The following is a 25713-nucleotide window of genomic DNA, read 5'->3' on the forward strand; positions in this document are numbered from 1 at the left end:
GGGAACAGGCTTCCGATATTAGAAATAATTCTTTTTCTTAGCCCCATGAAAAAGACGAAGTCCTGTTCCCTTGTTGTCAGCCTGATGCTGTTTTTTGTGACCTGTACCTTTGCCCAGAAACCCGCTCCGGCGCCGGTCATCACCTATCGTAATCCCGTCATTGCCGGTGATTTTGCAGATCCCTCGGTGATAAGGGTCGGCAATGTGTATTACGCGGTGGGCACTTCGTCGGAGTGGGGGCCGGCCTATCCGATGTATACTTCCAAAAATCTGGTGAACTGGGAATACATCGGACCGGTATTTCTGGATATGCCCGACTGGACGATGGGCAGCTTCTGGGCACCGGAGTTCTTTTACCGAAACAATACCTACTACATATACTATACCGCCCGGCGCAAATCCGATCAGAAATCCTTCATCGGCGTCGCCAGCACCAAAGACCTGAAAAAGGGTTTCAAAGACCACGGTATCATCATTGAGTGGACAAATGAGGCGATCGATGCATTTGTGGTAGAAGATAAGGGCAAATTGTTCATCACGTGGAAAGCCTACGGGCTGGATAAGGGAAAAGACATTGAGCTGCTCGGCGCAGAGCTTTCCGCGGATGGGTTGAAAATGGTGGGTCAGGAGTTCAGTCTAATAAAAGCGGATGCAGCTGGCTGGGAAGGTGGGGGTGCGGAGGGACAAACAATTTTCAAACGTGGAAATTACTGGTATATGCTGTATTCGGGCAATGCTTGCTGCGGTGAAAAATGTGATTACCAGGTTGGGATGGCACGGGCTGAAAAATTACAGGGGCCCTGGAAAAAATTCTCCGGTAACCCGGTGCTTTTTGGAGATGATACGTGGAAATGTCCGGGTCACGGCACCGTAGTAGTGACGCCTGACAAGCGGTATTTTTACCTGCATCATGCTTACAGCGGCTCCGACTTCACATTTGGCGGACGGCAGGGTGTGCTGAGTGAGCTCGTTTGGGATGAAACTACGCAGTGGCCGGCATTCAGGTATGGAAAAACGACGCCCGCCCAGGCCGAGTCGCCAAGTAATATACTGGCAATCGATCAGGCCGATTTTTCCGTCAATTATGAAAAGGATTCGCTGCAGATACCCTGGGTATATGATGTAAAATATCAGAAGCCATCTTACAGTATTGAAGGCGACGCCCTGCGGATTACAGCGAATGAGCATCAGCCGGTCAGTAACTTTCTGGGTGTTGTTGTAAAAAAAGGCAATTATGACTTCACCGCGCAGATAGGTGTCCTTGAAGATCTGAACCAGAACATTGTGGTTTACGGTGATAGCGAAAATGCGCTGGGCTTTGGTGTGAGGGAAGGTCAGATCGAACTTTGGCAAATCAAAGACGGTGAATATAAAGTGCTGAACAAGCAGGATATTCCCGACAAATACAAAATCATCGACCTGAAACTGAACAGCCGGTTTGGCCGGTTCTACGAGTTCAGCTGGGGCGTGAAAGGGCAAAAGGTGGATTCTGCAAGTCCCGTGAAAATGGAAGCTTCGTGGCTGCCGCGCTGGGACCGGGCGCCTCGCGTGGGTATCAACGTGTCGGGTAAAAAGCAGGGGAAAAGTGACATTCGCTCCGTACAGATGAAATATAACTGACCTACGAATGCAGCACCTCGGGCATATCTTTGTTAAACTCTTCGCCGTAAATCCGGCTGTATTCACGTGCAAAATTTTCGAGCGTCGCCTTCGCCATCGAATGTTTGCCTAAATGGGCCAGCGCCTTGCATTTCAGGGTCATGGCTTCTTCATTGACCGGGTCAAAATAAAAGATATAATTGGCCAGGCGTATCAAAAATTCCGGATCGTCGGAGATATCGACCGAGGTGGCGTAGCGCAGATAGGCATCGACAATTTCGTTCGAAACCTCTGATTTGAAGCTATCGAGCCACTCATACTCCTGGTTGGCCAGAAAGCTGCCGCGTTTTGTAATGTTCGCCAGCTCAGATACTTCCTGCTTTGTCAGCGTCCTTTTTCCGGAAACCAGGTCGAGGTAAAGCGCGTAATCGATCAGAATGTGCTCATGGTCCACATTCAGCCGCCAATAGCCGGTTTCTTTGGAAATCGTGCAATGCTGCAGCTTATCCAGTACAGTTTTCAATTTCGCAATGTTCACCGACCGGTTGTTGCGCGCGCTGTCCGCGGTTTTGTCAAACCAAAGCAGCTCTTTCAGTTTTTCAGAACTAATACCTTCCCGGCGTGTAGAATACAGAAGCAGCACGAGAAATAGCTCTTTCAAAAGCGGCGTAAACGATTTCGTGATCTCAACGCCTTGATCGTCGAAGATCTGCAGGTTTCCAAAAAGCAGGATACTGTTCAGCTGCGGGATCGGCTTTATCTTGACCGGCTGCCGGTTTGAAACAGCTGCTTCATCCATTTCAGGCGCGGGGATAACTTCCCCTGGCTCAGTGGGCAACTCTGCTTTCGCAGGTGTTTTTTTCCGGAGATACAAAATAAACCCGCCAGCCAAAACCAGCAGTGCAATCCCGATCCAAAGCTGTTTTCCAGTCCCCGCCTGCTCCTGCACATTCACCTGCGACGAGCTCAGCGGCGGCGAGTACAGTGAATAAATGGCAACCCTGGTTTGGTTTTTATCCAGCTTGTTCAGCGTCACTGCCACAAAACGGTGGCTGTGCTGGTCGTAATACAGGTCGGCAAAAGAGCCGGTATCCAGAAACTGATAGGGTATTTGAGATCCTACCGTCACGTATCCGGGGGTTGTCAGCGATCCGCGGATAAGTTGCAGCGCTGTGTTGAATTTGTCTTTCGGGTGTATCAATGCATAAAACGAACCCTCATTTTCGCGGATCACCATCGAGTTTGCGAAAACAAAGTCTTCCGAAGGCGTTTCAAGCTGATATATTCGTTTGAATGTCTGGTTTTTAACATTAAAAAATAGCAGATCGTACCAGTTACGCGGGTTCAGGATTTGCTTTCCCGTGGTGCTGCCATAGCCGCCAATGAGGTAGGCGCCGCCCTTTGCAGCGCCGAGCGCCGCCAGGTAGCGCGGTGTAAAGACAGTATCTTTTTTCGGTAAATCCGTCCAGGTTCCACTGCCCAGGCTGTATTTCTGGACATTACTTTTATATTCCAGGTGCCCGTAGCCGCCGAGCAGATAAATCGCTGAGTCGGGTTTTGAGTAAAATTTGTTTGCGTGTAAAAAGTGCGTTTTTAGTGTGGAATCAGGTTCGTTCCGGTTCCAGGTTCTGGTTTTGAGGTCGAAGGCAGTAACTTTTCTTTCATTAATATGAATGTTGAAAACCTTGTCCAGCGACTTTTCGTATAACACCTGATCATCCATAAAAATCGACTGCGGCGCGTGCGGCGTAAAAGTCATCTGGCTGGTCGCGATCCGGTAGCTGATCAGCGAATCGCGGCTTACAATGTGCACATTTCCGCCGGCCTGGTCGCAGGTTACCCGTGCAGGCCCTTGCAACACAAAGGTTTTGAGCGGCTGCCAGTCGTAATGCATTTTCTTGATCCACAACGGATTATTGGTAAATGCATCTCTCCCTGCCAGCATCTCCGGGGCTTTGTTTCCAGACATTTCGTCCAGCGGCCAGTAATATTTCCGGGTGCCGTCTTCGCTGATAACAACATTACGGAGCTTCATCGGCGGCACGTCCGTCGTGGTGAAATTTTTGTATCTGGTGGCCCCGAAAAGCATTTTATAGCAGCTTTTTTCGCCCGACTTGAAGGGGTAGCGGTAGCTTTTTGACCCGGAAATCAGGATAATCGTTTTTTGTTTTTTATTAAAAAGCAGCCTGATTTTGTTCCACTTGCTATAAAGGTCCGCCTCGGGAATGTTAAAGGCGATGGTCGAGAACCGATCGCCGATTACTACTTTAAAATGCTGGGTGACGGCGTCGGAATTGTCATAAAGTACATCAATGTTCCGCGTGTCATTTTCGATGAGGCGCACAATGTACCCGAAGTAATTTTTCCGGTCAGCCAGGAAGGACATTTCGAAAGAGATTTCGAAATCACTGTTGAAGCAAAGCGTCTGATCGGGGCTCAGATCAAGGCCGGTCCTTTTATCCTGAACAACTTCAAAGCTTTCAAAACCAAGACCATAAGATTGTGCGCAGGTGCTATTTTTATAACCTGATAAGATCAATACAAGTACTGGCAGGAATAAAAAACGCGCACGCATGCCGGAATGAAAAAAGAAAAAGTTTGCTGAATTGAAGTATCAATGTTGCCTTATGGATTTTTGCCAGGGCTTGTTAACTAAATATTAAGCTTTTTTTAAGTGCTATTTACTTAATTCGCTGCTAAATCAGTCACTGTCGGCCTACGCCTCCCGTGCACAAAACTACATTTTTAAATTTACCTGAATTTATGCGCATTCATCATGCTACGCTCCTTTGTTTTATTTTCAAGATCGCTCTTCACCAGGTTTCCGGCCAAAACAAAACAGAAAAATATCCGACCGAAAACCTGCAATATATTGACCCGAAAATTGGGAACGTAGGCCAGCTGCTGGAACCTACCAGGCCAACGGTACAGCTTCCAAACCAGGTGATCCGTATGGCACCGATCCGGGGAAATTACCTCGATGATCAGATTTCCAGCTTTCCGCTGACAATCGTTTCGCACCGGCTTGGGGAGGTTTTTTCAATGAAGCCCGCCGTCTCTGCTATTACGCCGGCCAGCTGGGACGAGAAAATGACTTATGACCATGACCTGGAAATGATCCGTCCGTGGTACTACTCGGCTTATCTGGTTGATGATGAGGTGACATTGTCTTTTGTGCCGGGTAAAAAGGCGGGCATTTTCCGTTTTCAGTTTCCTGAAAAATCGGCCAGAAATGTGCTGTTTGGGCTATATAATAGTGAAGGAAGCTGGGAATTTAAGGATGGTAAGGAGCTGATTGGCACCGAAACGTATGCGTCTGACATTAAGATACATTTATATGGAATGTTCAGCGAGAAAGGTACGGCGGGGACGGGCACGAAGGCAGGTATTTCCAGCCAGCAAAAGCTGACCGGCAAAGGCGCGAGGGCTTACATTTCGTTTCCTGAGGGCAAATCGGAGATCGAGTTCCGGTATGCGATTTCTTTCGTTTCGGCTGAACAAGCAAAGAAAAATTTCGATAACGAGCTGAACAACGTTGACTTTGAAACATTAAGAACTGCCGGTGAACAAGCCTGGGCGAAAGTGGCGGGCCAGATCAACCTTAAAGGCGGCACGGAAGCACAGAAGCGCAGTTTTTACACATCGCTTTACCGGACTTACGAGCGAATGGTAGACATTACCGAGGATGGGCAGTATTATTCAGGATATGATAAGAAAGTGCATCAAACAACCCGTCCGTTTTTTGTAGATGACTGGATGTGGGACACTTATCTTGCGCACCACCCGCTGCGTACGATTCTTAACCCGGTGCAGGAAGAAGATATGCTGCAATCTTTTGTGGATATGTACAAGCAAAGCGGCTGGATCCCGACCTTCCCGGTGCTTTTTGGCGATAATCCCTGCATGAATGGTTTCCACTCGTCCATCGTCCTGCTGGATGGTTACCGGAAAGGTTTGCGGAATTTCGATTTCAACGCAGCCTACGAAGGCATGGTCAAAAATGCGAATGAGGCGACAATGCTACCCTGGGTAAATGGTCCGAAATGCGAGCTGGATGACTTTTATCACAAAAAAGGTTACTATCCGGCCTTGGCAAAAAATGAAAAAGAAACGGTTAAACTGGTGACACCTTTTGAAAAAAGGCAGGCGGTAGCGGTAACATTGGGCGGCGCTTACGACGATTGGTCTGTGGCGCAGATGGCGCAGGAACTTGGTAAAACGAATGATTTTAATGTGTTCAGCAAGAGAGCTTTGAATTACAAAAACTTGTGGAACGATCAGCAGCGCATGTTTATCCCGAAAGATAGTAAGGGTAACTGGATCAAAATCGACCCGAAATTTGACGGCGGGATGGGCGGCAGGGAATTTTATGATGAAAACAACGGATATACCTACAAGTGGCAGGTGCAGCACGACATTCCGGGGCTGATCGGGCTTATGGGCGGAAAGCAAAAGTTTGAGGCAGATCTGGACCAGCTTTTCCGGGAAGGTTTGGGACGCAGCAAGTATGAATTCTGGGCGAAGTTTCCGGACGCTACCGGGCTGGTGGGGCAGTTTTCGATGGGAAATGAGCCAAGTTTTCACATTCCCTATCTGTACAATGCAGTGGCTCCCTGGAAAACGCAGAAGCACATTCGCTTCTTGCTCGATGTCTGGTTTAAAGACAACATTTTCGGTATTCCCGGTGATGAAGATGGCGGCGGGATGACCGCATTTGTGGTTTTCTCTTCGATGGGTTTTTACCCGCTCACGCCCGGAATCCCTGAGTATACCATCGGCAGCCCGCTTTTTGAAAAAACGACGATCAATTTGTTAAATGGAAAAACCTTTACGGTAAATGCCAACAAAGCATCCGTCGTGAATAAATACATTCAAAGCGCGAAGTTCAATGGTAAGGTGTTGAGCAAGCCGACTTTTACCCACGAGCAGCTGATGGCTGGCGGAACTTTGGAACTGGAAATGGGCCCCAAACCTAATAAAACCTGGGGTTTAAGCGAGTAGCTTCACATTTTTTGCAAATTTTTCTTCTTCATACAACCAATCCGCCTCCGACGATCCTCTTTAACCCGAATACTTTAAAAATCACTTATGACGTCGGAGGCGGAGTTGATTTCAGGGTGCCTTTTACACGACCGCATTGCGCAGCGGCAGTTGTACGACCGGTACAAAAAGGCGATGTATACCCTCGCTTACCGCATTACGGGTGATTTTGACGATGCCAATGATGTGTTGCAGGACGCGTTTCTGGAAGTATTCCGGCATCTCGACCAGTTCCGTGGCGACGCGACGCTCGGTGCCTGGATCAAGCAGATCGTAGTCAGGAAATCGACCAAGAAAAAGCGGCTGGTGACCTGGCAAAGCCTGGATGACTATCCTGGTGAAAGCATCGACTGGGGCCAGATCGAAATCAATTCGGCACATTTGGAAACGGCGGTTCTGTCGCTGCCCGATGGGTTCAGGACGATTTTCGTGCTGGCCGAGGTGGAAGGTTATACGCACCGTGAGATTGCCGTCATGCTGAAAATTTCGGAAGGTACCTCGAAATCGCAGCTGCATCACGCCAAGCGACGGCTGCGAAGTATTCTTTCCTCAAAATGAAAAATGCTATGGAGAAGAACCAGGATAATTTAAAAAATGCACTGGCGAAAATGAATGATTATGAACCGGATGAAAAGGTTTGGTCGGCGCTTTCGCAAAATATGGACGAGCTGCCACTGAAAACTGCTTTGTCGGAAATGCCGCTGTATGAGCCGGATGAGCAGCTTTGGAATTTGATTGTACACAGACCTGAAAAGACAAACCTGCGTGCAACCTGGCGATATGCCGCGGCTGCGATTTTGATCGGGATCATTGGCAATCTGTTGTTTCAAAAAACTGCTAATCAATCCATTTCCTACTCGCAGGAAAAAGCCGACGAGCGACTTCAAGCTGACGGCTCTTTGTTGACCGATGAAAAATATGCGCATTTAAAAGCCTACTGCGAAACGGAGACATTGGTGTGTAACAGTAAGAATTACAAACGATTGCAGCAGGAATATGAGAAGCTGGACGCTGCGGCGGACCAGTTGCAACAAGCGATCGGGGCATATAATACGGAGCCGGAGCTGGTGCGACAGTTTAGCGCGGTGGAAGAGCAAAAGGCCGAAGTTTTGAACGAAATGGCCAAAATGATTTAACAGGAAAAATATGAAACCGTCAGGGCGATTTTTTGAAAAATACATTTTAACGGGGCTTTTCCTGCTGATACTTATTGTGATCGGCGGGCAGGCAGCGGCGCAGGGCGTGTTGCAGGTGGCGACGAAGACCATTGAAAAAACCGTGGGCTCACCGGCTGTCCGCACGCTGCACATCAATGCAGAAAAGGCTGACATTGAAATGATTACCTGGGAGAAAAGTGACATTTCGGTGGTGATGGAGCTTTCGGCACGGCATCCCGACCGGAGCACTGCCGCCAGTGATCTGGCGAAAGTGCAGTACATCGCCGACCGCAATGGCAGGGATTATTTTCTCAGAAATTACATTTTGCTAAAAGAAGGCGAAAGCAAGCCGGTTTCCAATCTGAAAGCGCGGTATACCATTCATTTGCCAGCGTCCTGCGCCATCGATCTGAAAAACTCTTTCGGGACGATCAATTTGAAGGGGTTAACCAACAACATTCAGCTGAAAGCCGATTTTTGCACAACCAACCTTACCGGAATTAATGGAAAGGGGCAGGTAAGTACCGCTTTCGGTGAGTTGAAAGGAACTGAAATTGCCGGAACATTCTCATTTACAAGTGATCACACCAAAATCCACCTCTCGCAAATCGCCGGTGCCGTGAAGCTGGATGCGGAGTATGGGCAGGTGGAAATTTACCCTGCCACAGGGCTAACCAGCCTCGGTATCCGATCCAAAAAAGCTGAAATCACCTTGCTGACCAAGAATTGGCAGATTTTTGACTACAACATTCAGGGTGCATACGCCACCATGAAATTACCGAACGGTTTTAGGTGGAAACGCAATACGAGCGATTTTAAAGAGGCATTTTTCGAGAAAAACCAGCTGACGCACGTTGATATCAATGCCGAGTTTGGCAATGTGACGATCCGCTAGCAAGCCGCCATCCTTCAATATTAGCCATGAAAAAACTTTTCCTGCTGCTCGCTTTTTTGGGCATCTTCCAGATTTCCTACGCCCAGGACAGCATCCGGGTGACCTACTCACAGGAAAGCGATACGCTTGTAAAACAACGGTTTATCGACCGGTACGAGAATGTTTTTATGACAAAGGTGCCGACTCGGCAGATGTTGAAAGTGGGGTATTCCGGTTTTGGCGGGGTTGGTTTCCGGATAGGTTATGAGTACAAAATTTTGCCAAATTTTTCACTCGAAGCGGCGGTTTTTACCACCAAAAACCAATATAACGCTATCCCGATTTCTTATAGTGAAACCAGCGACATCTGGATGAATGCAAATGCGCGCTGGTACTATAATATGGGAAAAAGGGTGAACCAGGAAATGCGTTCCAGCAATTTCAGCGGCGGTTACTTTGGACTTTCGTATGAACAAGCCCTTCATTATGCCAGCGATGGACCTCAGTTGAAGGAGAGGGGGCGATTTGGTTTGCTCTATGGTTTTCAGAGCCGGTTTTTTAATCGGGGATATATCGATATGTCGGTCGGCCTTTTCAACAGGGGGTATATCCGCGACCTGCTTTGGGTGAATTTGTACGAGCACCGCAGATATTTTACGGCAAAAGATTTTGTACTCACTACACGATCTTCCTTCGGATTTGCCCTGGGCGACTGGAAAAAGTCCCGGCATTCGCCTGCATGCGAGGTGCTTTTATGTGATGAACAGGTGAGCGGACAATGGAAACTGCAAATTCCGAACATTACCCTTGGTTTGCGGCTGCAAAGAGGGAATACCAGCATTGCGTACGAGAGGCGGATCGGCCAGAGCCCGTTTTGGGTACAGGCGGACGTCCATGCCGAGGCGGTCCGGAACGCGGGGCCATTTATTTCACTGGTAACTTATCAGGCTGGCAGTGGGGTAGAGCTCCGGTACTATTACATCCAGAAAGCGCAGGTCCGGCGGGGAACTGGCGGCGGAAATCTCTCGGGGCCATATCTGGGCGTAGGTGCGACCACATTTATCCCAGGTTTTGATTCAAATATCGATTCGGGAAAATACAAAGATCATGCGTGGTACCACGCCGCGACAGCTTCGTGGGGCTATCAGCAAAGACTTTTTAAAAGGATCTATGTCGACGGCTCTTTGAGCTATTCGCACATCCTGAACGATTCTTCAACCTACCTGGTCCCCCCTAAAATGTTATCCATCCGGGTAGCTTTTGGCTTTACATTTTGAAAAAATAATCATCATGACAAAATATCAATGCTACTCACAGCTGGTAGCCAGGCTTTTGCTGACTATGCTGGCGCTTTTTTTAACAAGCAGAGCGAATGCACAGGATACACTTCAGGTATCTTTTTCCCAGGAGAAAGACACCCTCACTCGTCAGCATTTTATTGACCGTTATGAAAATGTATTTATGACAAAGGTGCCGACGCGGCAAATCTTTAAAGTCACCACGGTAGGCTCTCAGATTCAGGGATCCGGGATCAATTTTGCTTACGAGTACAAGGTTTTGCCATCGCTTTCCCTGGAAGCGTCGCTGTATTCGCAATTAGATCGATTTGACGAGGGGCTTGCGCAGCAACTCCTGCATTTCAACTGGAAGCAGGTGAGTTTGTGGGTTAACGGAAAGGCGCGCTGGTATTATAATATGGACCAGCGGATTAGTAAAGGTTTAAGTGCCAATAATTTCAGCGGTACTTATGTTGCACTTTCCTATGAGCAGTCGCTCGGATTGACGCAAATGTCAACTTTTGGAACTACCAAGGTAGGCAGGATGGGTCTGCTGTATGGTTTCCAAAGCCGCTTTTTCAACCGTGGGCACATTGACTTTTCGGTAGGTTTGTTTCAGAAAGAAGCTGGCCCGAATTACATATACGAAGACCGCGAACGATTCACGACCCGCAATTTCACTATCGGTACGCAGGCCAACGTTGGACTGGCATTTGGTGATTGGAAGAGGACTAGTGCAGCCCCTTTTTGTGACGTTCTTGTTTGTGATGAAGCGATTGAGGGCCAGTGGAAAGTGGAATTGCCCCGACTTGCTGTTGGATTAAAAAATCAGACAGCATCGATTTCTACGGCTTACGAGCGGAAGATCGCCAGCCTTCCCGTTTCGGTCTCAGCAGGACTGAATGCTGGATATTATCATTATGAAATTTTCTCTTCCAAGTCGACCGTGGCATTGCTGGACGCTCAGTTAGAATTACGGTATTATTTTCTGCAATCATTTTTATTGCGACATGGAAAGGCCGGAAACAACTTTTCCGGGCCGTATGCGGGATTGAGAGGCGGATATTCAATGACAACCGATAAGGTCCGGTATCAGTACCAGCCAGAGTGGAATTTTGATAAAGATATTGCCACACCCACAGGTGCACTCGCATTGGGATATCAGCAGCGTCTCTTCAAACGCATCTACGTCGACGGCTCAATTTTCTGGCAAAAGCAATACAAAAGCTGGTTCCCGGGCGGCACGAGACCGTATATTAGTTCAAAGATTGGGATTGGGTTTACGTTTTAAAACTTAAACTCTTGCCATAGGAACAATAATTATAACATTTCAACCAGGTCAGCATTGTAGAGCCAACATGCGCTGCAAATTCAAACGGCCTGGAAAATGGAGAATTTACAAACGGACAAAATCATTATTTTAGCTGGTGCGACGGGCCATCTTGGCGGGCGCATTGCCCATTATTTGTTGCAACGCGGCGCGACCGTCAGGGCGCTGGTGCGGAAAGGTGCCGACATTCGGAAGCTTAACGAATTGAAGCAGGCTGGGATAATGGTTGTGGAAGTCGATTATAACAATCCGCAGGAGCTGGCAAAGGCTTGCGAGGGCGGTATCTGTTTCATTTCTGCGGTTTCTGGCTTGGGTGATGTGATCGTGGATGCACAAACGAAGCTGCTCGAAGCGGCTGTGAAAGTTGGTGTCCCGCGTTTTATCCCTTCCGATTTTTCTATTGATTTCACCAAATTGCCCGACGGCTCTAATCGCAATCTGGATCTGCGCAGGCAGTTTTCCAGAATTCTGGATAAAGCGCCAATCCAGGCTACATCTATTTTAAATGGCATGTTCACCGATCTGCTTACCGGCCAGGCGCCGGTTATCTTGTCGGGACCAAAACTGGTTTTGCACTGGGGCAGCGCCGATCAGCTGATGGATTTTACCACCATTGAAAACACCGCGGAATTCACCGCAGCGGCAGCACTTGATCCTAAAACACCCAGGTATCTGAGAGTTGCCGGAGAGGTAGCGACCGTCAGGCAGCTTCGCCAGTCGGCCGAAGAAGCCAGCGGCAACAAATTTCGCATACTTCGTGCGGGCGGCCTTGGGTTTTTAAATTTGATGATCAAAATGGCTAAAACACTGGCGCCGCAAAAAGGAGAGGTTTTTCCGGCCTGGCAAGGAATGCAATATTTGCATAATATGCTCAGCGGCTTGCCTAAATTGCAGCCGCTCGACAATACACGTTATCCCGAAATCCGCTGGACGTCCGTAAAGGAGGTGCTGGCAAACGCAACCGAATCTAAATAAATCTTTTAGCGAATGAAAAGGACCCTGCAAATCGCCAACATTATAGCGCTGATCGTCACAGTTATTATTAATTATTTGTCAAACACCGGCATTTTCAACAATGCCACGATGGCCAGCGTATCTGATCAATATCACAATCTTTTTACTCCTGCAGGTTACGCCTTTTCCATCTGGCTTTTTATTTACATTGGGCTTGGCGCGTTTGTCTGGCATCAGAGCCGGGGGCTTTTGCACAAAGGCGAGACGCCAGTTGTCGTAGGTCAGATCGGGTGGAGTTTTGTTGTTTCCTGCGCTGCTAACTCGCTGTGGGTCATTGCCTGGCTGTATGATTACACCGGTACTTCGGTCGTCATTATGGTCGTTTTGCTGCTGTCGCTTTTGTATATCATGTATCAGACGCGCATGGAGCTGGATCTGATCACTTTCAAAAAGATTTCGTTCGAAAGCTGGCCTTTCGCGATTTACCTCGGCTGGATCACCGTGGCGCTCATCGCCGATGTAGCAGCTTATCTGACTAAAATCAAATGGGAAGGTTTCGGCATTCCCGAAGCCAACTGGACCATCATTATGATAGGCGTCGCGGCGGTTATCAATATCCTGATGATCTGGATCCGAAACCTGCGTGAATCAGCTGTGGTAGGAGTCTGGGCGCTCATAGCTGTCGCCGTTGCCAACTGGGACGACGCCCGCACCGTCGCCTACGCCGCCATTTCCGCTGCTATCTTGGTTTTTATCAATATTAGCGTCCACGGTTATCAAAACCGAAAACGCCGGTTTATTATGGAGAAGCCGGTTTATAAAAGGGTTTAGGCAAGCAAGATAAATATGAGATAGGGCTTGACACGTTGAGTGTCAAGCCCTATCTTTATGTACTTACACCGCTATATATGAATGAAAAGCAGTTAATTTTTGCAATTAGAATGGAAGTAGCGGCGATCAGGCAAGCGTTAAATGATTCTGATGATGCTGAGCTTACAGAAAATCAAGTAGATGCACTCCTGGATCGCCTGGGATTTCTTTTGGGCATTTTGAGAAAGCTCGAAGCTAATTAAGTTGCAATTTGTAGATACTCAATATGAACGTTACAGAAAAGATTAACATTGATGACCTGCTCAAAAGAGCCGATGCCCTCATTAAAGAAGGCAAAGATTTTATAATGAGCGAAGGTAAGGTATTGGAAATGCACAAGTGGCTGACAATTGCGGAGTATTCCACAAAGTATGGGGTCACAACACAGGTTGTATCGAAATGGATCGAGCGGGGAATAATTACCGAAAATGATTATGTTGAAGTCGGGAAGTTTGGCAAGAGGCTGGTCCGGGATACTGTTTACAAGGCTTAAAGCCGATTCCTCAAAGATTGCTTTTACTGATTCCTTGCTGCCTTCAAAGCCGTATACTTCAACTCACTCACAACAACCCCATTAACCGACTTCAAAAATAACTCTGACATTGGCTGGTCAGGGAAGAATATTTCTGTCATGACCGTCAGCCCTCCATCTGCAAATAGCTCAATCGAAGCCGCGTCGGCGATTAATGTTAAAGGAATATTTGGGTCGGTAGAGAACCTCGGGGCAGTGTGTTTTACGCCAAAGCCCTTTTCGAAATCGGTTTTGCCAGATTTGGAGCGGTCGGTGTAAAATTGGTTGGTGGCTTTGTCGTAGCCGATGATCATTTCATTGCCTGCTTTGTTGGCGAGGACGATTGAAAAGTCAGTTACTTTTTGAATGTTCAAATCCAGCCGGAACAAGCCGGTGGGGTTGCCTGCCTTTTTGCTCAGATCAACTTGTCCTTTAACCATTAAGTTTTTTTCTGTAAAAGCAGTACCATTCAAAATATCCAGCTCTTTGATAGGCTTAGAAGTCAGGTATAGTTCCTTCCCAAAAGTCTTCAAGCCCAATTCCCTGGGAATTGTATTGGCACTCCGCCAGGGATCGGTCGGGACTTGGTTGGCATATTGCCAGTTGCTCATCCAGCCCAGCAAAATGCTCCGGTTACCAGTGTTAGAAAATGTGACGGCGGCATAATTGTCTGCACCAAAGTCAAGCCATTTTGTTTCTTTAGAGTATGATTTAAAGGTTTTTCCGTCAAAATCGCCCAGAAAATACTGGCCAGCCGAGCCTTTATTTGGCCCGCCGGGATTAATGTTCACAATCAGTACCCACACCTGTTTTCCATCGTGCATGATCGGAAACAAATCAGGGCATTCCCACACGCCGCCATGCGCACCGGCATCCGTACCAAAGTCACTTTCACTTTTCCAGCTTTTAAGATCGGGCGACGAGTAAAATGCAATCCGATCTTTGGCGGCCAATGTCATAATCCACTTTTTCTGCGGCTCGTACCAGCTTACTTTCGGGTCACGAAAATCGGTGATACCGGGATTGGGAAGCACCGGGTTTCCGCTGTACTTGGTCCAGGTTTTGCCTTCGTCGAGACTGTATGCAAGGCTTTGATATTCATGTCTGCCGGTTTTTTGTTTTTCTAAAACAGGATTATGATGGGTAAAAATGGCGACGAGCGGCACCTTGTCATCTTTGCCAAAACCGGAAGTGTTTTTCGTATCCACCACCGCGCTTCCCGAAAAAATATACCCGAGACTATCGGGATACAATGCGATCGGCTGCTCCTGCCAGCTCACCATATCCTTGCTTGTAGCATGGCCCCAGTGCATGGGTCCCCACACCTTATCTTCCGGGTAGTATTGGAAAAACAAATGATAGGTACCGTTATGAAAAACCATCCCGTTCGGATCATTCATCCAGTGGGCTTTGGGCGAAAAATGGAACTGCGGACGATATTTTTCCTGCTGCGCCGTCGCATTTTGCGCAGATAGCAAGTTGATCAGCAGCAATGCGGAGAGAAGCAGTTTTTTCATATTATGATTAGTCAGGTTAAAAAGAAAATTGGCGGAATGCTATTTACGAGAATTTTTTCTTTTCCAATAAATCAAAAGCATGTTATTAATCTGTTGTCATTTTTTTTAAAAACTAAAATGTATCGCGCAGCCTTTAAATTGCCTTTTTTTGAAAATGAATTAGTTTATGAAAATGATAAAGTCAGGTAGACTTATGAATTGTATTCGGGTGACAGTGGCTTTTTGTCTGTTCATGTTGACAGATCAGACATTCGCGCAGCAGAAGCTCATGCTCATCGCCCACCGGGGTGGCGTCGTGGACAGTACCTATACGGAGAACGGGCTTCCGGCGCTAAAAAAAGCAGCCGCGGAGGGATATGCCATGATCGAGACCGATGTGCGCGTGACAAAGGATGGGATATTGTTTGCCAATCACGACGCCGATTTTAAACGATATTATCATGTTGACAAAAAAGTCACTGATCTCAATTGGAGCGAAATCAGTCAGCTGAAAAGTGCGCTGGATGGTAATGTTCCGATGAAGCTGGAAGACGTTTTTCAGTTTTGTCAGAAAAACAAAATGAGCGTGATGCTCGACAATAAGATTGCTGGACTGGATACGGTTTTGTTCAATCAACTTTTGAAAATGCTGGACAAATATCAGTTACGAAAAACAGCCTTAATGATCGGTACCGATGAATCTACCGCATTTTTTACTGGAAAAATCAAGCTCAGCTGCACCCGCCAGCAGTTGGAGGAGAATATGAAAAGGCCGGACTACCAGCCGGAACATTACTTTTTCTTTGAGAGACCAGCTAAACTTACGAAAGACGATGTTGACTGGGCTGATAAAAACCGCATCCTGTTGGTGGCTGCGATCAATAAATTTCACTATCGAAAGTCTGTGGACCTGATGAATGATGCCGGGGAGGATTGTAAGCGAATGCTTGAAATTGGCGTTACAGGTTTTCAGGTTGATTCGGAGTTTAGTCCGTTTTTACATTGAATTTATTTTGGCAACCTAAAACTGAAATCTGCCAAGCCCGGATCGGCCGACTCTTCTGCAGAGAAGAATCGACTTCACGGGCCAGCTTTTCAACGTTGAGTAAAAAGATCTTTTAAATCATTATAACCTACCCCTCAGCTTCTTTTGGTTCTGAGTGGCAAAAGTTAACCGGCCTACCGACCCTGATTTGTGCTGTAAAAGTAGTTCGGGCAGAAAGGCAAAGCCGGAAATTGTATGTGAAAACAGGGCCGGATGCAGTGAAACCGGCCATTTTTGTAAGTGAATTTTAATTACTTCCCTCAAAACAACCATAATGCGAGACGACCGGATACAGATTTTGATTGTTGAGGACGAGGCGGTGCTCGGAATGTACGTCAGCGATTTGCTCGAAGCACAGGGGTATGATGTGGTTGAGGTGGCCGATAATGGCCGCGAGGCGCTTGCCATTTACCAGCAAAACCGGGTCGATCTTTTGCTTTGCGACATCCACATTAAGGGAGATTGGGACGGCGTGGAAACCGCCCGGCAGATCATCGCATTCAAACCGGTGCCAGTTATTTATTTAACGGCATTTTCGGATAAGGATACCGTAGAACGTGCCAAGCAGACTCACCCGGCGGCTTATCTTACCAAACCGGTCCGGCCCGATAACCTCAACATTGCCGTAGACCTGGCCATCCACAATTTTGTCTTATCCAGAATACCCGCCGCACCCGTATCCGAAAAGAAACCCGAAACCGCTGACAAAGACGCCGGCCGGGAAGCGATCCTTTTGATTGACGATCAGGTTTTTATCAAACATAACTACCAGTTTGTCCGGATTTCGCTCGACGATATCCTGCTACTCGAAGCCGACAATACCCACACGCATATCATTACAAAATCCCAAAAATACACGCTCCGGCTCACGATGGGCAATACCCAGCAGCGGCTGTCGTACCCTTCGCTGGTGCGCGTGCACCGCTCTTTTGTTGTGAATTTCAAAAAGGTGACCGGGTTTAATGATCGTGAGCTTTTCATCGATCAGGTTGCTATTCCGCTTGGTGCCCAGTACAAGGAAGACTTTATGGGGCAGTTTAAATTCCGCTAATTTTTTTGATAACCAGTCTCTTACTTATGAAAAGCTGCCGGTTATATCCGCTCTTTTTAACATGGATCCTGCATTTTTCCGCGGCTGCGCAACCCGGGAGTTTTGATGCTTTTTTAGAAAAACTGAAAAACGAAACCGACTCTGCACGCTATGAAAAATTATATGATTATACCTATGAAACGGCAGATAACTTCAAGCTGGTAGAGTCGGGGCAGGCGGCGGCGGAAATGATGCGGATGGCCGAGGCAAGCCGGAAAAGGGACCTGATCGGGCGGACTTATATGGCGATGGGCTACCTGGACCGGGCACAGAATAATGTTACCCTGGCCGTGGCCAGCTACCAAAAGGCACTGACAATTTTTCATAACCTGAAAGATTTCCGACGGGAAATCCGTGCGTACCAGCGTATTGCGGGCGTTTATATTTCCACGCGAGACCTTAAATTGGCAGAACATTATCTTCAAAGAGGTCTGAAACTGGCGCGGGATCAGCAGATGCCGCGTGAAGTCGCTTTTTTATACACCGATCTGGCCACGATCGAGGATATTAAGAAAAATTATACGAAGGCGCTCTCTTACAACCAGGAAGCGATTGAAATACTGAAAAAAACAGGCGACGATTACTCGGCCACGGAATTTAACCAGGGTATTATTTTCAAGAATGCCGGGCTATACAAAGAGTCAATCGCGACTTATAAGGCAGGTCTGGAAAAGGCGATTAAGAATTCGGATAAGTATATTGAGGCGATGATTTACACCAATTTGCCCAACACTTTGGTGCTGATGAACGACCTCGACCAGGCGGAAATGTATGCCAAAAAAGCGCTTGAAATGGTGAATTTCAGTCCGCAGCGGATGGAAACTTTTGTGGAGGCGTATGGTGCGCTGACAAAAATTTACGAGAAACGCGGGCAGTTTGAGCAGGCATTTGAATTTCAGAAAAAGCTGGAAATGTATCGGGACAGTGTTTTCAATCAGGAGAAAAGCAGACAACTGATCGAAACGGAAACGCGCTTTCAGACCCGCGAAAAACAGCAGCAGATCCAGCATTTGGACGAGGAAAATCTGGAAAAACGGCGGCAACTTTTGTGGCTTTACGGCGGTGTTTCGCTGCTGACATTACTTTTAGGGATCGCATTATGGCAGTACCGTACGATCCGTAAAGTGAATGGGCAGCTCGGCGTCACCAACACAACGCTTTCCGAAGCGAACCACCGGATCAGCATTCAGTCGGGCCAGTTGAAGGAGCTGATGCAGGAGTTGCACCATCGGGTGAAGAATAATCTGGCAATCGTTTCCAGCTTGTTATCGCTGCAAGCCAACCGGCTCGACGATGAAAAGGCGGCGCAGGCGGTGCTCGAAGGCCAGCAGCGGGTTGAGGCGATGTCGCTTATCCATAACCAGTTATACCAAACCGACAATGTTACCGGCGTGAATATGCAGGAATATATCGGCGATCTCGCGCAGGGTCTGATGCAGTCTTTCAAATACAAAGACAACTTCGATCTCCGCCTGGACATTGCCCCGATTATGCTGGACGTGCAGCTGGCCGTACCTCTGGGACTGATTTTGAACGAGCTGGTTACCAATGCATTTAAGCACGCCTACAAAAACGTGGATGCGCCGGCGCTGCACATCCGACTCTGGCAGGAGGACAAATTGTACCTCGAAATCAAAGACAACGGGCCGGGGATTGATCCGGAAAAATGGCAGAAAGGCGGCAGCTCGTTTGGCAAGCGGCTGATCAAATCTTTGACAAAACAGGCAAACGGAACACTGGAAGTAGATTCGATTCAGGGCTCCCGGTTTTTGTTAACCTTTCCCGCGGCAAAGCTGGTGGAATTTGCGTAAATGCATTATATTTCGAACTAATTCTAACTCAACGTAGACCTACTCTGGCTCCGCATCTCCGAATCGAATATTGTTGGCAAAGATCCCTGGCTACACTTTTCAGGTTTGCTGCCTTCCTTCTCCCGGCGCTAGCCTCAGCGCAGGGGCCTGTTTTCGAACAATTCACGACCAATCAGGGACTTTCGCAAAACCATATCAGCTCCATTTTGATGGACAAAAAGGGCTTTATGTGGTTTGGGAGTGAAGATGGCCTCAACCGGTTTGACGGCTACACATTCCAGCATTACAAACACGAAAAAGCCGACCGGCACAGCATCGACGACAGCTATATCCTCGATATCCTCGAATCAAAAGATGGCGAGCTTTGGATTGCTACATCCAGCGGGTTAAACAAATTCAACCGCGACCTCGACCGCTTCGAGCATTATTTTGACAATGTTCCCAAACACAGCGTTAATGATATTTTCCAGGATAGTAAGGGCAGGATCTGGCTGGGTACCAGTCAGGGATTGATGCTTTTCGATCCTCAGAAAAAGCTGCTGCGGAAATATTTGCGGGTGGACGAACACCGGCAATTTAAGACGCCAGCCAACATTTCGACGGTGGCCGAGGATGCGAATGGTTCGCTGTGGGTGGGCACGGAAACCGGTCTGTACAACTTTGACCCGCAAACCAACAAGTACAAGGGTTATTTCAAAAACAATGAAGAAAACGGGCTGAAATCGAACTGGATCAAGGCCTTGTACAAAGATAAAAAGGGCAATATCTGGATCGGGACTTATGGGGGAGGGCTTTCGATGCACATTAAAGGCACCGACTCTTTCCGGACATTTATGCACGACTCGGAGAATCCGGCCAGCATTTCGCACAATGACATCCTGACGATTACGGAAAACCGCGACGGCCGGCTTTGGATCGGGACGGAGAATGGCGGTATCAGCATTTACAATCAGTCGACGGATCAGTTCAGTACCATCAGGCATATCGAGGACAACACCAACTCGATCGGCGACAACTCGATTTACAGCATTTATCGTGACAAAACGGATAATCTTTGGATCGGGACCTATGCCGGCGGGGTAAACCTGATGCCGCGTTTTGGAAAGAAATTCACCACGTACAGGAAGGTTGACCAGGCTGACAATTCGCTGAATAATAACCTGATACTATCTATATGCGGCGATGCGGACAACAACAGGGTTTGGATCGGTACTGATGGCGGCGGGATCAATGTGTTTGACCGGAAAACAAAAAAGTTCTCAGCCATACGGCACGACAAGGCCAATGTGAATTCGCCCAGCAGCGATTACATTCTTTCGGTGATCAAAATTTCGGATACGGTTTTGGGACTGGCGTACCACGTTGGCGGGTTCGACATTTACGATACGCAAACGGGTAAGTTCACGCATTTCATGCCGAAGGAGGAGGATACCAACAGTTTGGCGGTTTCGGACGTCAACAACATGTTCCGCGACCGTGACGGCGGGATTTGGCTGGGCTTGTGGAAAGGCGGGCTGGATTTCTATAATCCTGTCTCAAACAAGTTTACGCATTACCGGAACGATCCGCAGAATCCCACGAGCATCAGCGGTGACATTGTCACCAAGATTTTCCAGGATAAAGCGGGCAGGATTTGGGTAGGAACATTCGACGGGCTAAATCTGCTCGCGGGCGACCGTAAGCATTTCAAAAGATATCAAAACCAGGAAACGGACAAAAGTTCTATTTCCAGCGATAAGATTCAGACCATTCAGGAAGCCGATGATGGCAATTTGTGGATCGGGACATTGGGCGGCGGTCTCAATTATTTTGATACAAAAAAACAGACATTCACTGCTTTTACGGAAAAGGACGGGCTGCCCAGCAATGTTATCCATAGCATTGTAAAAGACAAAAAGAACCGTTTATGGCTCAGTACAAATAACGGAATCTCGGAATTCGACCCTGAAAAAGGTGTATTCCGTAACTTCGGGGTGGCCGACGGCTTGCAGGGCAGTGAGTTCAAGAGCAACTCTTTTTACCAGGCGCCCGACGGCGAGATCTTTTTTGGCGGAGTGAAAGGTTTCAGCACATTCTATCCCGAAAAACTGGTTTATAATTCCATCGTCCCTCCAGTGTACCTGACTAATTTTCAGGTATTTAATAAACCGGTTTCAATCGGGGAGGAGTCACCTTTGAAGAGGCACATCAATGCTGCGAAGGAAATTAACCTGAGTTATAACCAGTCAGTAATCTCTTTCGAATTTGCGGCACTGAATTACGTGATGCCGGAAAAAAACCAGTATGCCTACCAGCTGAAAGGTTTTGACAAAGACTGGATTTACAGCGGCACGACGCGCCGGGCTACTTATACGAACCTAGACCCGGGCACTTACACTTTTCAGGTAAAAGCTGCTAACAATGATGGGTTGTGGAATGATGAGGGCATGAGCATTTTGGTGCACATTTCGCCACCTTTCTGGCAGTCTTTTTGGTTCCGGGTATTTGGGATTTTGCTTGTTCTCGGACTGATTTATACCGTCTACCGGATCAGGATTAATGTGGTGGAAAGCCAGCAGCGGCTTTTGGAAATCCAGGTGCAGGAGCGCACAGGCGAAGTAATCACCCAAAAACAGGAGCTTTCGGCCCAGTCGCAGCGGCTGCTGGAACTGAACCACCAGTTGCAGGTACAAAATGAGCAGGAGCAGCTCGCCCGAAAAGAGGCCGAGAAGGCAAACCTGGCCAAAAGCGTGTTCCTGGCTACGATGAGCCACGAAATCCGTACGCCGATGAACGGTGTAATCGGTATGGCGATGCTGCTTTCACAAACGAAAATGACGCCGGAGCAAGCGGAATATACCGATACGATCATTAACAGTGGCGACAGCCTGCTTACCGTTATCAACGACATTCTCGATTTTTCCAAGATCGAATCGGGGAATATGGAGCTGGAAATGATCAGCTTCGATCTGCGTGATTGTATTGAAGGTGTGCTCGATCTGTTTTCTTCCAAGGCCGCGACGATCGGTTTGGACCTGGTGTATGAGATCGATCCGCAAGTGCCGAGCCAGATCATCGGTGATAGCCAGCGGCTCAGGCAGATTTTGATCAATTTGGTGGGTAATGCTGTGAAATTCACGCAGCAAGGCGAGATCGTGATCCGGGTACAGCTGCTGCGATTGATCGACGACCAGGAAGTGGAGCTGCGGTTTTCGATCCAGGATACCGGCATCGGAATCCCGGCCAACAAGCTGGACAAGCTTTTCGTCGCATTTTCGCAGGTCGATTCTTCACATACCCGGAAATACGGTGGCACCGGGCTGGGGCTGATTATTAGTCAAAGATTGGTGAAACTCATGGGCGGAGATATCGGCGTGGAAAGTGCCGTGAACCAGGGTACTTGCTTTGATTTTACTATTGTTGCGGGACTGGGCAATCTGCCTACCAGGCAATATGTCGTGTTCAATTCTACCGGAAATGAAGGGAAATCCATTTTGCTGGTGGACGACAACCATACGAACCTGCGCATTCTTCAGGCGCAAATGGAGCAGTGGAAGCTGAGCCCCACGCTGGCTTCGTCGGCAGATCAGGCTTTGCAGATATTGGACAAAGATTCAACTTTCGATCTGATCATTACCGATCAGCAAATGCCGGTGATGGACGGGATCGACCTTTCGCTGCGCATCCGCCAGAAATATCCGACTATCCCCATCTTTTTGCTCAGCTCGGTGGGCGACGATCAGGGGCGGAGCAATAAGGATCTTTTTGCTGCTATCCTGACAAAGCCTGTCAGGTATAATCACCTCGGGAAGCTGATCCAGATGCAGCTGAAACTGCAGCGCGAAACCGCGATGCCTGTGCCCGAGCCGGTCACTGCAAAACTTTCGGACACATTTGCCGCCACAAATCCGCTGTCAATCCTGATCGCGGAAGACAACCCCGTGAATGAAAAGCTTTTTGTGAGCATTTTGCGGAAACTGGGTTATGATCCGGTGGTAACTCACAATGGTCAGGAAGCATTGGACGAAGCGATCGGCAAATATTACGAAGTTATATTTATGGACGTGCAGATGCCGGAAATGGACGGTCTGGAAGCGACCAGCCGGATACGTCTCGAAGATATCGAGCAGCCCTACATCATTGCCATGACGGCTAATGCAATGCAGGAAGACCGCGAAATTTGCCTGAAAGCGGGTATGGACGATTATTTATCCAAGCCGATCAGGGTGGATGCGATCAAAGCGGCGCTGGAAAAAGCGTACGGTATCAGAAATGGCAAGGAGGTTTAAGAAGCCTGAAACAATGGTCCGCCGATCAGCGCATACTTACTTTCCCAGCTCGATTTCAGTTTTCTAAGTTCTTCCTGCTGCATGCTGATCAGTTTCGCCTGGTCCAGTTCAAAAGCCTGGTTGAGTTCCCGCAGCTTCGAGATGTAGGTGAATTTCAGGAAAGCTTTTTTGACTAGCCCCAACAACATTCCGGACGACTGGATTCTTCTTTTTTGCTGCAATTTCAAAGCCCTGCGCTGCTCGGTGACCTTCGCAGACAGGCTGCTCACTTGCTGGGTATGTACCCACAGTAGCCGGATGTACTCCTGCCGGTAGAGATGGATATTGCTCATAGGTTTAACGTAGAGTTAGGCAATTTTTAAGGATATGAAATTCCTCATTTTTTGTCACTCATGTAAACATCCGCTTAATAGATTTTTGAGAAGTTATTTAGCGGCTTTTCGATGATTTTTTGCAAAATAAAATTTGGAAAAAACCAAGAATACGACCTACTCCACGGGCCGCCCGCGATGAAGCGGTAGCCGGATGGTAAACCTGGCGCCCTGGCCTTCGCGGCTTTCGGCAGATATGCTGCCGTTATGTTTGTCAAGAATTTTCTTGGTGATGGCCAGTCCTATTCCCGAACCTTCGTATTTGTCTTTGGCATTGAGCCGCTCGAAAAGCGAGAAAATCCGCTCCTGGTACGCCGCATCGAAACCGATACCATTGTCGTCGACCGTGATGACGCACATGGCGCCTGGCATGTCGGGTGTCGGCTTGCAGTCTATTTCAATGATCGGGGGCAGACCTACCTTTCCAAATTTAATGGAGTTGCTGATCAGGTTTTGAAAAACCTGCTTGATTTGTGCGCGGTTACCTTCAATTTTAGGCATCTCGCCGAGCACCACTTGCACGTTCTTTTCTTTGAGCAGGATTTCGTAATCGTCCAGCACTTCTTCCACTACTTCCCGCAGACTGACCGTATCGAAATGATCGTCGTCGGTAGAAAGCCGGGAATAGTTGAGAATGTCCGAAATCATCGTCCGCATCCTCAGGGAGGCCGAAATGATCTTGTCGAGATGCTCGCGGCTTTCGGTTGGCAGCTCTTCCCGGTGCTTGTTTTTGAGCATGGTCGAAAAGATCAGGATCTTACGCAGCGGCTCCTGCAAATCGTGCGAGGCCACGGAAGCAAACTGCTGCAAATCGTAGTTACTGGCTTCAAGCTCAGCATTGATCCGCGCGAGCTGGCGGTTATTTTCTTTCAACAGGTACTGCACATTCTTCTGGAAAGTCATATCCGTCACGATCACGCTCAGTGCCTGACCTTCATCCAGCAGAAGTGTTGTAACCGAAAGCTGGCAGGGCACCGTGCCGTCCGCCCGCTTGATCGTCAGTTCCATTTTCGTATCTTCCTTCCAGCCAATGCTGAAAAGCTGCTTATAATGTTCCTTGACGTTTTCGGCAATAAAAAGTTCGAAAGGATGCCCCACCACCTTGGAAAGAGGCAGATCCACCATCGAAGCAAATTTGGAATTGGCATAAAGGACAATACCGTCTTCGTTGAGCGTGACGGCGCCTTCATTCATTTTTTCAATAAAAACGCGGTACGTCTGGTCAGCGGTTTTGAGGGTATATAACTGCAACCCCGAGCCGGCGTCGTTCACTACCAGCGCGTCCACTTGTCCGTTGCGGATCGCGTTGATTGTTTCGGTCGCTTCTTCGAGCCGCATGGTCAGTTCTTCATTTTCCCTGACGAGTTCCTCAAATGTCTTTGATCCGTTCATATTAAATTTCAGGGATGCCCAGTCCTTTCAGGACTTTCGCGGTGTCCGACATATCCCCGATCAGCCGTCTTTCAGGATACGGGGTCAGTTTTTTCAAAAGCGGGAGGGCAATAAGCTCTTCTTTTTCTGCAATGGATCTTTCCTGGTGAACATCAATGATTTCGAGCGTATACCTGTCTTTGATATAAGTTTCACAAATCTCTTTCAGGTTGTTGACCGCCCTGATCGAATTGGTGGATGCGCCCGTGATAAATAGCCTCAGCGTATAATGCTGCGGTGCCTGCTGGCCGTCATTCCATTCTTGTTCACCTTCTAGATCCCATTTAGTCATAATTTGCCAGCCGGCCGGATGTTTAGCCCTACCAATACTTTCTCCTCATTAGACAAATCTCCGATGATCTTGCGGATCGGCTCCGGTACTTTTTTCACCAGGGTCGGGATAGCCAGGATCTGGTCTCCCTCTGCCAGCTGCGGCTGCACAAGCAAGTCTATCACCTCAATCACGTATTTGTCTTTCAAATGCTCCTCGCAATACCTTTGTAAATTGGTCAGGGCCGCGACCGAGCGCTGCGTTTTACCAGCAACATAGAGTCTTAGCTCCCAAATTTCGTCCTGTTCTTCCATACTA

21 protein-coding genes are annotated in these 25713 nt (G+C 48.0%); 15 read left to right on the plus strand and 6 right to left on the minus strand.

The window, feature by feature from the left end:
- Window positions 1–45: 45 nt before the first annotated feature.
- The gene (locus tag FEN17_RS00595; RefSeq protein ID WP_229208632.1) at window positions 46–1620 is read left to right on the plus strand and encodes a glycoside hydrolase family 43 protein; all 1575 of its coding nucleotides are present in this window, start codon (window positions 46–48) and stop codon (window positions 1618–1620) included.
- A gap of 1 nt (window position 1621) precedes the next feature.
- Here the strand turns inward: FEN17_RS00595 and FEN17_RS00600 are convergent, their stop codons facing one another.
- A complete protein-coding gene (locus tag FEN17_RS00600; RefSeq protein ID WP_138363382.1) occupies window positions 1622–4174 on the minus strand; it encodes a galactose oxidase in 2553 nt (850 codons plus the stop codon).
- A gap of 188 nt (window positions 4175–4362) precedes the next feature.
- Here FEN17_RS00600 and FEN17_RS00605 point away from each other — a divergent pair, with 188 nt between their 5' ends.
- The 10 genes from FEN17_RS00605 to FEN17_RS00645 all read left to right on the plus strand — a co-directional run bounded on the left by FEN17_RS00605 (window position 4363) and on the right by FEN17_RS00645 (window position 13594).
- Complete coding sequence (locus FEN17_RS00605) at window positions 4363–6600, plus strand: GH92 family glycosyl hydrolase (protein WP_138363383.1); 2238 nt, start codon at window positions 4363–4365, stop codon at window positions 6598–6600.
- An 87-nt stretch (window positions 6601–6687) separates the two neighbouring features.
- On the plus strand, window positions 6688–7197 hold the full coding sequence (locus FEN17_RS00610) for an RNA polymerase sigma factor (protein ID WP_138363384.1): 510 nt from the start codon (window positions 6688–6690) through the stop codon (window positions 7195–7197).
- Window positions 7198–7205: 8 nt separating this feature from the next.
- The gene (locus tag FEN17_RS00615) at window positions 7206–7775 is read left to right on the plus strand and encodes a hypothetical protein (protein WP_138363385.1); all 570 of its coding nucleotides are present in this window, start codon (window positions 7206–7208) and stop codon (window positions 7773–7775) included.
- A 10-nt stretch (window positions 7776–7785) separates the two neighbouring features.
- Window positions 7786–8691: a DUF4097 family beta strand repeat-containing protein gene (locus tag FEN17_RS00620; RefSeq protein WP_171037795.1), complete on the plus strand. Its 906-nt coding sequence runs from the start codon at window positions 7786–7788 to the stop codon at window positions 8689–8691.
- A gap of 26 nt (window positions 8692–8717) precedes the next feature.
- Window positions 8718–9947 (plus strand): hypothetical protein, encoded by a 1230-nt coding sequence (locus FEN17_RS00625; RefSeq protein WP_138363386.1) that lies wholly within the window; start codon window positions 8718–8720, stop codon window positions 9945–9947.
- Between the two features lie 13 nt (window positions 9948–9960).
- Entirely contained in the window at window positions 9961–11238 is a 1278-nt protein-coding gene (locus FEN17_RS00630; RefSeq protein ID WP_138363387.1) for a hypothetical protein, read from the plus strand.
- Between the two features lie 96 nt (window positions 11239–11334).
- Window positions 11335–12252, plus strand: a complete 918-nt coding sequence (locus FEN17_RS00635; protein WP_138363388.1) for an NmrA family NAD(P)-binding protein — start codon at window positions 11335–11337, stop codon at window positions 12250–12252.
- Between the two features lie 12 nt (window positions 12253–12264).
- A complete protein-coding gene (locus FEN17_RS00640) occupies window positions 12265–13062 on the plus strand; it encodes a TspO-related membrane protein (protein WP_138363389.1) in 798 nt (265 codons plus the stop codon).
- Between the two features lie 77 nt (window positions 13063–13139).
- Window positions 13140–13304, plus strand: coding sequence for a hypothetical protein (locus FEN17_RS27170; RefSeq protein ID WP_171037796.1), 165 nt, complete (start codon window positions 13140–13142; stop codon window positions 13302–13304).
- A 23-nt stretch (window positions 13305–13327) separates the two neighbouring features.
- The gene (locus FEN17_RS00645) at window positions 13328–13594 is read left to right on the plus strand and encodes a hypothetical protein (RefSeq protein WP_138363390.1); all 267 of its coding nucleotides are present in this window, start codon (window positions 13328–13330) and stop codon (window positions 13592–13594) included.
- 23 nt (window positions 13595–13617) lie between these two features.
- Here the strand turns inward: FEN17_RS00645 and FEN17_RS00650 are convergent, their stop codons facing one another.
- The gene (locus tag FEN17_RS00650) at window positions 13618–15129 is read right to left on the minus strand and encodes a glycoside hydrolase family 32 protein (RefSeq protein ID WP_138363391.1); all 1512 of its coding nucleotides are present in this window, start codon (window positions 15127–15129) and stop codon (window positions 13618–13620) included.
- A gap of 193 nt (window positions 15130–15322) precedes the next feature.
- On the opposite strand from FEN17_RS00650, the gene FEN17_RS00655 reads away from it, so the two are divergent.
- From FEN17_RS00655 to FEN17_RS00670, 4 genes are all read left to right on the plus strand, one after another.
- Window positions 15323–16114, plus strand: a complete 792-nt coding sequence (locus FEN17_RS00655; protein WP_171037797.1) for a glycerophosphodiester phosphodiesterase — start codon at window positions 15323–15325, stop codon at window positions 16112–16114.
- Between the two features lie 313 nt (window positions 16115–16427).
- Window positions 16428–17204 (plus strand): response regulator, encoded by a 777-nt coding sequence (locus tag FEN17_RS00660; protein WP_138363393.1) that lies wholly within the window; start codon window positions 16428–16430, stop codon window positions 17202–17204.
- A 26-nt stretch (window positions 17205–17230) separates the two neighbouring features.
- A complete protein-coding gene (locus tag FEN17_RS00665) occupies window positions 17231–19054 on the plus strand; it encodes a tetratricopeptide repeat-containing sensor histidine kinase (RefSeq protein ID WP_138363394.1) in 1824 nt (607 codons plus the stop codon).
- Between the two features lie 86 nt (window positions 19055–19140).
- A complete protein-coding gene (locus tag FEN17_RS00670) occupies window positions 19141–23322 on the plus strand; it encodes a hybrid sensor histidine kinase/response regulator (protein WP_262711553.1) in 4182 nt (1393 codons plus the stop codon).
- Here the strand turns inward: FEN17_RS00670 and FEN17_RS00675 are convergent.
- From FEN17_RS00675 to FEN17_RS00690, 4 genes are all read right to left on the minus strand, one after another.
- Window positions 23319–23654, minus strand: a complete 336-nt coding sequence (locus tag FEN17_RS00675) for a hypothetical protein (RefSeq protein ID WP_138363396.1) — start codon at window positions 23652–23654, stop codon at window positions 23319–23321. The two genes, FEN17_RS00670 and FEN17_RS00675, sit on opposite strands and share 4 nt — an antisense overlap.
- Window positions 23655–23810: 156 nt before the next feature.
- Window positions 23811–25085 carry a sensor histidine kinase gene (locus FEN17_RS00680; RefSeq protein WP_138363397.1) on the minus strand — a complete coding sequence of 425 codons (1275 nt, stop codon included), beginning with the start codon at window positions 25083–25085 and terminating at the stop codon, window positions 23811–23813.
- Window position 25086: 1 nt separating this feature from the next.
- Complete coding sequence (locus tag FEN17_RS00685) at window positions 25087–25416, minus strand: circadian clock KaiB family protein (RefSeq protein ID WP_138363398.1); 330 nt, start codon at window positions 25414–25416, stop codon at window positions 25087–25089.
- Window positions 25413–25709 (minus strand): circadian clock KaiB family protein, encoded by a 297-nt coding sequence (locus tag FEN17_RS00690; RefSeq protein WP_138363399.1) that lies wholly within the window; start codon window positions 25707–25709, stop codon window positions 25413–25415. Before FEN17_RS00690 ends, FEN17_RS00685 begins: the two co-directional genes overlap by 4 nt.
- Between the last annotated feature and the right edge of the window lie 4 nt (window positions 25710–25713).

Origin of the sequence: Dyadobacter luticola, from assembly GCF_005860805.1 — a bacterium.
Lineage (GTDB): Bacteria > Bacteroidota > Bacteroidia > Cytophagales > Spirosomataceae > Dyadobacter > Dyadobacter luticola.